Genomic DNA, 10,115 nt, shown 5'->3' with positions numbered 1-10,115 from the left:
GACTGGCAGTACTTTTATAATCATGAACGACCTCATATGTCAGTAAATGGTTGTCCACCTATTTTTAAACAATAACAAGGCTTTAGATTTTCTACCCATTAATTCAATTAAAAATGGGGGTATTACCCTCTTTTTTTCCTTTATTTTATGCAGTTGTGAGCGCAAACTCGATCAAATATTGTCTATCAATCTGTGTGCTGCTTTAAAAATTCGCTGATTTTTATAAAGAAAAATTAATAAAATTGTGTTGAAAATATAAAGCGATATGAAACTTGAGAATTGCATAATTTTATACATCTATTTAATATAAAAATACAAGTTATTGAAAAATATGTGTTTATTTTTATATTTTTTGTCATAAATTGACATTGGGGTGGAATAAATAATGAAAAGTGTGACTCGGTTTTCGCTTAGTCTATTAAGTGTATGTATATTATCATCCATGCTTGCCGCATGTGGTGGTGGCGGTGGTGGCGAGGGAGATACCGCTGGGAATTCAAATCAAGAAAATCCAATACCACCGGAAAATCCTCAGCAACCACCTGTGGGCAATGTGGCTAATCCTTATCCTGAACCTAAACAAGATGTCATCAATCAATCGGTACTCGGGTTTTATGATTACAACGCTAATTCTGAATCACGTGAAGTGCGTAATGATTTAGATGGTGATTTTCAGGCAATGATTCAATTTGCTCAAGGGCATGTGGTTGACCCGAATGGTAACGAGGTGAAAAAAATGCCACGTCTAACCGCAGAAAAAGAAGCATTATTATTGGTTACGCCAAATCAAGGCATGGGCAATATCGACACTTTACAGCTTGAAGTGTATCAAAATGAGCGCTTGTTACGTCGTGTTGCTTTACTTGATCCAACCCAGATTACTGCTTCAGACCAGAGCAATCAAGATGGTCGTGCCGAGGTACTGTATAGTAAGCGTGCGTGGTCGGCTAAATTAAATTGGGATGAAGTACGTCCTAGTTTAAAGCTGCGTTTGGTTGATTCTAAAAACCGTAGTGGTGCACTTGACGCAGAAAAAATTGATTTTGCAGCACCGGGTGAATTGGTACTCAACAATATTCGTATTGGTCTACTAACTGCACCACCGAAATCGGGCGGGCATTATATGTTATTAGAGCCTGAAAAAGCGGGTACCGATTATTTCCAAACCATTCCTGCGGCACAAATGACCGTGGCAAAATATGATGACATTCAGCTAGATCGAGTGATGGTCGCCAACGGCACGATTTACGATACCCAAAGTGCGGGTGAAGGTGGTGTCTATTCGGGGGACATGCGGGAAAATACTGCAAAATCGACCTTTAGTGTGGGAATTAACTTAGCCAACTGGGGTGTGACCAGTGCCTCTATGCAAAGTCAGCAACAGCCACAACTTACACAAACTGTAATTGCCCATCATGCACGAGGTAAATATACAAATGGTGATCAAACGCATGGTTTAAGTGGCGGTAATGGTATGTTGACTCTGTATGATTCTGTGGGCAACGAGTTCAGCCATGAAATTGGACATCATTATGGTCTAGGGCATTATCCGGGTTCACAAGGTGAAAATATGTTCTGGGCTGCACACCATGCAGACAGCGGTTGGGGCTATATTGCGTATCGTAATAAAATGCGCGGTAATTTAGCGTGGCATACTCGAAACTTGGGTGATGGCAAAAATGGTGTGCCTAACTTCCTGAAACAATATGCTTATAGTTGGGATGCGATGTCAGGTGGTGCAACCAACAGTAGCATTTCGCGTTATACCCATTACACGGGTTACAGTACCCATATTCGGATTCAACCCCACTTTGGGGCGCGACATGTTTGGGATGAAAGCTCACCAAGTGGTTATAAAATTTGGAATAAAGACACACGCCAAATGGAAGTGGTTTATCCAAAAGTACCAAGCTCCAATCAGGTTTGGTACAACAGTGCCGATGGTTACTATTTAAAACCGCGCTTATTTGGTGTGCCTGTAATTACTATTATTGGCGGATATGATCCTGAAACTCAGCAAGGTGTGTTGTATCCTGCTGCACGCAGTAACTGGGGTAATGTTTATAATTTACCTGGGGCAAATCGTGCTGCTGAAAATGCCGCATGTTGGTTAGATGTTCAATATGCCAATCGTAATCAGAACGTGGCATTGGCACCTAACCGTATGACCAGCAATGCCAATAAACTGCATGTCAATTTAGCACTTGCTGAGCAGCCAAAACAGGTGAATTTATACTGTAAAAAAGCCAATCATGCCGAGAAGTTATTATCGACACTGAATATTCCGCAATATAGCGATAGTATTCAACCTGCGGTAAAAATTGGTCGTACACATGGCTATGAAGCTTTAAGAAAAGTTGAAATGCCTGATTTTCAGAAGCAGTTGGAAGCGCAAGCCAGTCAAGCTGTGGTGGCTTTAAAACCTGCTGCACCACTATTGTATGATTCTTATGCAGATTATCGTCAAGAGCTAAGTGCAACTGCACAGCAACAATTACAGCGTTATGAACAACAGCAAAATACGATTTATCGTTTAAACCGCTGGATGAATGTTTATCGTGCCGATTTAGAAAAGACTAAGCCTGAAGCGGAAACAGCATTGCACAATTTTGTGGAGCGATTGGGTTTAGGCAATGAAAATATTGTGGCTGAAGCAACACTAATGAAAAACAGAAATAACTGTTTGAAAGTTGAAACTTTGGCGAGTGGTCAGAAAAATGCTTACATTAGTGGAGCAAGTGGCTGTACAGGCGATGCAACTGAGCAGTGGATTTATGATGGTTTGGGGCGTATTCACAGCAAAGCAGAAATGGATCAGTGCTTAACCAACAACGGCAATGTGGTCTCACTTGCAAGCTGCAGTACATCTAAAGACAGTCAGGTCTGGGAAATGCACACAGCTTCGGGAACGATTCGTCAGGGGAGTCAGTGTTTTGATTTAGAGCATGGCTACCTAAAAGAAAACCGCGCGCGTTTAATTCGTTATGGTTGCACAGGTGGTGCGAATCAGCAATGGACGCAATTAAAGGCTAATAACAGTTTGCAACTGGCTTATTTAAGTCCACAAAATTTACGACTGATGCTGAAATAATTCTTCGTCTGAATTATTCATCTTCATTAATTTAAAACACCTTTTGACCAGTTCAGGAGGTGTTTTTTATTTTATGGTGGCAGGTGTATTTGAAGTGATGTAATTGGCGTGCAGAAACTAAAGATTGCTTAATTTGATAAATTATCGAAACAGCAGGCACAAAAAAAGCCCTTAACGGGCTTCTTTTGTTTAACACTTAGTTAGAAGCTAAAGCTTTAACTTGAGCGTTTAAACGGCTCTTATGACGAGCTGCTTTGTTCTTATGGATGATGCCTTTATCAGCCATACGGTCAATTACTGGAACAGCTTTTTTGTAAGCTTCAGTAGCAACCGCATAATCACCTGCAGCAATAGCAGCGATTGTGCGTTTTAAATAAGTACGAACCATAGAACGTAAGCTTGCGTTGTGTTTACGTGCTTTAACGTTTTGACGAGCACGTTTTCTAGCTTGAGCAGAGTTTGCCACTCGTGCACTCCTTGAAATAGATTGGTCTGGGCGGGCTGCAATTACTTCCGAAAACCAACATCAGAAGAATTATCACCAGCCCGTAAACAAGTGCCATATTTTGATGAAACTAGACAGTTAAGTCAAGTCTTGACATGCTTTGACAACATTTTAGCTGCAGAAAAATCAGAAAGAAACAGGTAGATTAGCTTTAAGCCTCAGAGATTGTTTAAAAAATGACAAATTCTATTCAAAATGCAATTGTAATTGGTGCGAATGGTTTAGTTGGGCAGCAATTGGTCAAACAGCTTAATCAGCTGCCTGAATGTAAAAATATCACCGTTGTTTTGCGTAGACCTTGCTCGGAATTAAATCGCTTAGAAAAAGTCCAGACGTTACTCCTCGAAGACTTTTTATTGCTCAATGATGAAGATGTGAGCGGTTATAGTCATGCATTCAGTTGTTTAGGCACAACCTTAAAAAAGGCAGGCTCAAAGCAGGGATTTTATGCTGTGGACTATACCATCAATGCACATTTTGCCGAATTATTGCAGGCGAAGGGTACGCATTACATATTGGTCAGTGCTTTGGGAGCAGAAGCCAAATCAGCCGTATTTTATAATCGTGTCAAAGGTGAGCTAGAACAATATATTGAAAGTTTGGATTTAGACAAAGTATCAATTTTGCGTCCATCTTTATTATTGGGTGAGCGCAACGAACAACGGCGTTTAGAAGATTTAGGACAAAAGCTGTATCTTAAAATATCACGATTTATTCCCGATCATTTTACATATAAGCCAGTAAGTGCTACGCAAGTGGCTCATACTATGGTCGAGGCAGCGCAATCGCAAATTCATAAATTTCAAATTTATGATAATTTACAAATACAAAAAACCAAGTAAAAGGGGAACAACGTGTCTACAGTACCATTCGTAACTTGTGACTTATTAGATGACCATCCAGAACATGACCTTCAAGTGGTGATTCCATCTTTGGATGGTAAATTTTTCAAAAGTTACGGTGCACGTAAAACTTTTGGTGGTCAAATTGTGACTGTAAAATGCTTTGAAGATAACTCACGTGTAAAAGAGTTATTGGCAACCGATGGCACAGGCAAAGTTTTGGTGGTAGATGGTGGGGCATCTATGCGCTGTGCCTTAATGGGTGACTTGATTGCTGAATCCGCAGTGAAAAATCACTGGAATGGCGTGATCATTTACGGCTGTGTACGTGATGTCGATGCAATTGCAGCACTTGATTTAGGCGTACATGCTTTGGCTTCAATTCCACAAAAAAGTAACCGCAAAGGCGTGGGTGAAGTAGATGTGAGTTTGCATTTTGGACAAGTCACTTTTAATTCGGGCGATTATGTCTATGCCGATAACAACGGTATTATTGTGGCAAAGGAAAAATTGGTCGATTTATAAGCGGTTTGATGGCACAGCCATCAAATTGCTGAGCACATCACAAGGAAAACAAAATGGTGCATCATCAAATTAAAGTCATTCAGGCAATGGCATCTATGCTTACCGAAGGTGGGCGCGGTGTGAATGGGACAGCATTTCCCAAGCAGCCCGAAAAAGCCTTAAAGTTATATGAGTTTGAAGGTTCACCATTCTGCCGTCGTGTACGCGAAGTCATGACCTTGTTAAATTTGGATTATGAAGTTTATCCATGTCCCAAAGGCGGCACAAAATATCGACCTTTGGTGAAACAATTAGGCGGTAAAACCCAGTTTCCATTTTTAATTGATGAAAATACAGGTGATCAGCTCTATGAATCACAGCAGATCATTTATCATTTATTCAAGCATTATGGCAAAAGTGGAAAAACGCCCAAAAAATACGCGCATTTTCCTAAAATTCCTTATGTTGCGCTTGCGGGCACATTATTGAATGGTGCACGTGGTGTGTGGATTAATCAGCAAATTGTAGAGCGCGCTGCACCTGAACAATTGATTGAACTGTGGGGTTTTGAGGGAAGTCCTTATACACGTGTAGTACGTGGTGTATTGACTGAACTGGAGTTGCCATTCAAATTTCATAATGTAGCCAAAGAGCGTTGGCAAGATCAAGGCTTGGCAAAATTACGTTTAAAACCGGGTAAATATGTGCCACTGGCAGGTGGTAAGCGTGAGCAGGTATTAAAAGTTATGGGTGATAATATTCAAGTCCCATTTTTAATCGATCCAAATACCCAGACTCAGCTTTTTGAATCGGCCAAGATTGTGAAGTATTTACAGCAAACTTATGGCAAATAAGCTTTAAGTCATTTTTTGATTGTTATAAAAGCATCTTCAAGATGCTTTTTTGCATTTGGCAGGATGCAAAATATGCATCATTATAAATAGCCTAAGCAAAGTGGGGTTGAAACACTGACTTATAACATCAGGGGAGCATAAATCACCCTGATCAGTTGCATCTATTTTAGTGAAGCATTTAAACTCTGCAGCATTCACTTTGATTTCGCCAATTTATAGGTTCAAAATGTTCAGCAAACTTACAGGGTTGTTTAAAAATAAAGCCAATCTCGAAGAAATTGCCTATTTAGAAGCACAGAATATTCAATGGGATGCGGAACAAGGCTATATTGTCGATGGTATTTTGCTTAACGATGTTTTGGCAGAGCGTTTAAATTATTTATCCAACCGCCGTATGCAGCAGTTTGATGATTTGGCACAGCTGTATTCTACAGCTATGATTATCAATGAAAAAATTGATCTGGAAATTGCGCAACAGCGTTTTAACACAATGCTTGGTAATACCGAAGAAAACTTACTGGAATTTAAAGCGATTGTTAAAAAATTGAATGATTATTATCGACAGTTTTTACGTGATCAAAAGTAAAGAGGCGTGTGTATCAAACTTTAAAGCTCGCTGTTTTATAAAATTTTGCAATTAAATACGCTGTAATGGTGGATGAAAAAAATTACGTAAAACCGTCAATTCATCGTGCTAGTATAAGCCCCATGTTGTTTAGACCCTAAAGCTATATACATGTTCCAACACGAAATTTCCCAACTCAATTTAGCACAACTGAAAGCTGGCGAAAAACGCTGGATTGGTAATCTACAAGGTTCTGCCGCAGCATTATTATTTAAAGAAATTGGTCAGCAGAATCAGCATTTATTTGTGATTGTCGCGCGCAATCAACAACATTTGGCGCAGTTAGAAAGCGAATTAGAATTTTACGGGGTAAAACCGACTATTTTCCCCGATTGGGAAATTTTGCCTTATGACCGCTTGTCACCGCATCAAGATATTGTGTCGGAGCGTTTGGCGATTTTATCCAATATGCCGCAGCAAGGTGTATTGTTGGTTTCGGCAACCACTTTGGCACAACGTGTTGCACCAACCTCATGGGTGTTAGGCGAGCATTTCGATATTCGTGTTGGGCAAAAGTTTGCTTTGGAACAACAAAAGCAGCGTTTGGTACAAGCAGGCTATCATCTGGTCGATACAGTCTATGATCATGGTGAATTCGCTGTGCGTGGCAGTATTATGGATATTTATGCTTCGGGACAGGAAGCACCCATCCGTATTGATTTATTTGATGATGAAGTTGAAACCTTAAAGTTTTTTGATCCAGAAACGCAGCGTACCACCCAAAGTTTGCAGAATTTTACGGTTTTACCCGCCAAAGAATTTCCATTAAAAGAAGGTCGTGCGATTTTCCGTGACCGCTATGCAGAAAGTTTCCCAACGGCAAACCCGAAAAAGAACCCTGTGTATCAGGATGTGTTAGAAGGCATTGCATCGCCTGGTTTAGAGTTTTATTTTCCGTTATTCTTCACTCAAGCACAGCTTGAAGGTCAAAATACATTACTTTCATACTTACCAAAGCATAGCATTGTCATTACAGATAAGGCGGTGGATGACTGTTTAACTCAATTTTGGAAAGATGTGCTGTATCGTTATGAGGACAGACGTCATAACATCGACCAGCCGATTTTGCCGCCTGAGCAATTATTCCTACAACCAAATCAATTATTAGAACAACTGAATCAATTTGGACGTGTGATTGCATCGCCCGAAGCTTTTGAGCAAAAAGCAGGTGTAGTGAACTTAAGCACACTTGTACCACCACGTTTGGCGGTTGATCCTAAACAAGAACAACCCTTTCATGCCGTTAAGCAATATATTGATGCGGCCAATCATCCTGTTTTATTGGTGGCAGAAAGTGCAGGTCGTCGTGAAACCTTAAAAGATGCGTTGCGTGCCGCTTTGGGTGAAATTCCACAAGTGGAGAGTTTTGAGGCATTTCAGCAGTCTTTACAAGCCATTGCGATTACCAATGCACCTTTAGATCGCGGCTTGGTCATTCAAGATCAATTGAGTGTAATCTCAGAAAATCAGTTGTATGAACATCGTGTGGTGCAGCGCCGTCGTAAACGTCAGCAGGAAGTTTCTGAAGAGTTTTTAATTCGCAGTTTGACCGAGTTAAGCATTGGTGCACCTGTGGTACATATTGATTATGGCGTAGGGCGTTATGCAGGTTTAATTACTTTAAATATTGATGAGCAAGAGCATGAGTTTTTACAACTTGATTATGCCGATGCTGCAAAAGTGTATGTACCTGTTACCAATTTGCATTTAATCAGCCGTTATAGCGGTGGTGATCCAGACCTTGCGCCTTTGCATAAATTAGGCACAGATGCATGGAATAAAGCCAAACGCAAAGCGTTGGAACAAATTCACGATGTGGCAGCAGAATTACTGCATATTCAGGCACGTCGTCAATCTAAACCGGGTTTTGCTTTTGAGTTGGATCATAGTCTTTATATGCAATTTGCCAGTGGCTTTGCTTATGAAGAAACCCTAGACCAAGCCAATGCAATTGAAGCGACTTTACATGACATGCAACTGGCAAAACCAATGGATCGTTTGGTCTGTGGTGATGTTGGTTTTGGTAAAACCGAAGTCGCCATGCGGGCTGCATTTGTCGCGGTACAGAATAATAAACAAGTCGCGGTATTGGTTCCGACCACATTGTTGGCACAACAGCATTATGAATCTTTTAAAGACCGTTTTGCCGACTGGCCTGTGCGTATTGAAGTCTTATCGCGTTTTGGTTCAAGCAAATCTCATCAAAAAACCATTGAAGATTTAGCTGAAGGCAAAGTCGATATTGTGATTGGGACGCACAAAATTCTGCAAGAAAATATTCAGTTCAAGCAGTTGGGTTTAATGATTGTCGATGAAGAACATCGTTTTGGGGTGCGTGACAAAGAACGTATTAAAGCGCTGCGCGCCGATGTGGATATGCTGACTTTAACCGCAACGCCAATTCCACGTACCTTAAATATGGCATTTAGCGGTATGCGCGATTTATCCATTATTGCTACACCACCTGCACGCCGTTTAGCGGTCAAAACCTTTGTGCAAGAGCATACAGGCGATACGGTGAAAGAAGCCATTTTACGTGAATTGTTACGTGGTGGTCAGGTGTATTTCCTGCATAATGAAGTGGAAACCATTGAGCGTAGTGCTGAAACCATTCGTGAATTGGTACCAGAAGCGCGGGTTGCAGTTGCGCATGGGCAAATGCGCGAGCGTGAATTAGAGCAAGTCATGCAGCAGTTTTATCATAAAGAATATAACGTGTTGGTTTGCTCAACCATTATTGAAACAGGGATTGATGTTCCAAATGCCAATACCATTTTAATTGAACGTGCAGATAAACTCGGATTGGCGCAGTTGCACCAACTACGTGGTCGTGTTGGACGTTCGCATCACCAAGCTTATGCGTATTTGCTGGTACCTTCCATTAAGGGCTTAAAAGGCGATGCTGAAAAACGCTTGGATGCGATTCAGCGTGCCTCAACTTTGGGTGCAGGTTTTATGCTGGCAACCGAAGACTTGGAAATTCGTGGTGCGGGCGAATTACTGGGTGAGCAACAAAGCGGTTCAATGCAAGCTATTGGTTATAGCCTGTATATGGAAATGCTGGAAAAAGCCACCAAAGCCATTCAAAAAGGTAAAACCCCTAACTTCGATGCACCATTGTCTTTAACTGCAGAAATCAACCTGCACATGCCTGCTTTAATTCCAGATGATTATTTGGGCGATGTGCATCAGCGCTTATTGTTCTACAAACGCATTAGTAATACCGATACTCAAGAAAAGCTTGATCATATCCGTATGGAGTTGATTGACCGTTTTGGTATTCCACCACAAGCGGTGAAACAATTATTTGCTGTACATCAACTGCGTTTAAAAGCAGAGCAGTTGGGCATCACTAAAATTGATATTGGTACAAATGGCGGTCATATCGAATTTTCACCAGATACACCTGTGCAAGCCATGAGCATCATTCAAATGATGCAAAAACATCCGACCTATTTCCGTATGGATGGTGGACAGCGTTTAAAAGTGATGGTGATGTTGGAGGAAGCTGAAAAGCGGATTCAATTTATTGCCGATCTATTAAACAGCCTGCTAAAAACTTTGCACAGCTGAGTTTAAAAATGCAAATTGATCCAAATATCATATCGGTAAATTTATGAATATTTGCTAAGAAACCTCTGATTCTATAATGAATATTATTCATGATGAATTTGGTTAAAATTGCACTTTATTT

The 10,115-nt window shown here is 40.7% G+C and carries 7 protein-coding genes; 6 read left to right on the top strand and 1 reads right to left on the bottom strand.

Annotated features, from left to right (window positions below):
- Positions 1-385: 385 nt before the first annotated feature.
- A complete protein-coding gene (locus tag FTV52_RS11265; RefSeq protein WP_179990818.1) occupies positions 386-3,091 on the top strand; it encodes a M66 family metalloprotease in 2,706 nt (901 codons plus the stop codon).
- 196 nt (positions 3,092-3,287) lie between these two features.
- On the opposite strand, the gene rpsT is transcribed toward FTV52_RS11265, so the two are convergent.
- Positions 3,288-3,557: a 30S ribosomal protein S20 gene (gene rpsT, locus FTV52_RS11260; RefSeq protein WP_004976669.1), complete on the bottom strand. Its 270-nt coding sequence runs from the start codon at positions 3,555-3,557 to the stop codon at positions 3,288-3,290.
- A gap of 215 nt (positions 3,558-3,772) precedes the next feature.
- Here rpsT and FTV52_RS11255 point away from each other — a divergent pair, with 215 nt between their 5' ends.
- From FTV52_RS11255 to mfd, 5 genes are all read left to right on the top strand, one after another.
- Complete coding sequence (locus tag FTV52_RS11255) at positions 3,773-4,438, top strand: NAD(P)H-binding protein (protein ID WP_131261459.1); 666 nt, start codon at positions 3,773-3,775, stop codon at positions 4,436-4,438.
- A 12-nt stretch (positions 4,439-4,450) separates the two neighbouring features.
- Positions 4,451-4,963 carry a ribonuclease E activity regulator RraA gene (gene rraA / locus FTV52_RS11250; RefSeq protein ID WP_004976667.1) on the top strand — a complete coding sequence of 171 codons (513 nt, stop codon included), beginning with the start codon at positions 4,451-4,453 and terminating at the stop codon, positions 4,961-4,963.
- A 53-nt stretch (positions 4,964-5,016) separates the two neighbouring features.
- Complete coding sequence (locus FTV52_RS11245; RefSeq protein ID WP_179990817.1) at positions 5,017-5,796, top strand: glutathione S-transferase N-terminal domain-containing protein; 780 nt, start codon at positions 5,017-5,019, stop codon at positions 5,794-5,796.
- Positions 5,797-6,022: 226 nt separating this feature from the next.
- On the top strand, positions 6,023-6,382 hold the full coding sequence (locus FTV52_RS11240) for a hypothetical protein (RefSeq protein ID WP_004976663.1): 360 nt from the start codon (positions 6,023-6,025) through the stop codon (positions 6,380-6,382).
- A gap of 150 nt (positions 6,383-6,532) precedes the next feature.
- A complete protein-coding gene (mfd, locus tag FTV52_RS11235; protein ID WP_179990816.1) occupies positions 6,533-9,994 on the top strand; it encodes a transcription-repair coupling factor in 3,462 nt (1,153 codons plus the stop codon).
- Positions 9,995-10,115: the final 121 nt, after the last annotated feature.

Origin of the sequence: Acinetobacter sp. YH1901141 (assembly GCF_013416935.1) — a bacterium.
GTDB lineage: Bacteria > Pseudomonadota > Gammaproteobacteria > Pseudomonadales > Moraxellaceae > Acinetobacter > Acinetobacter towneri.
This window is presented reverse-complemented; position numbering and strand designations above follow the sequence as displayed.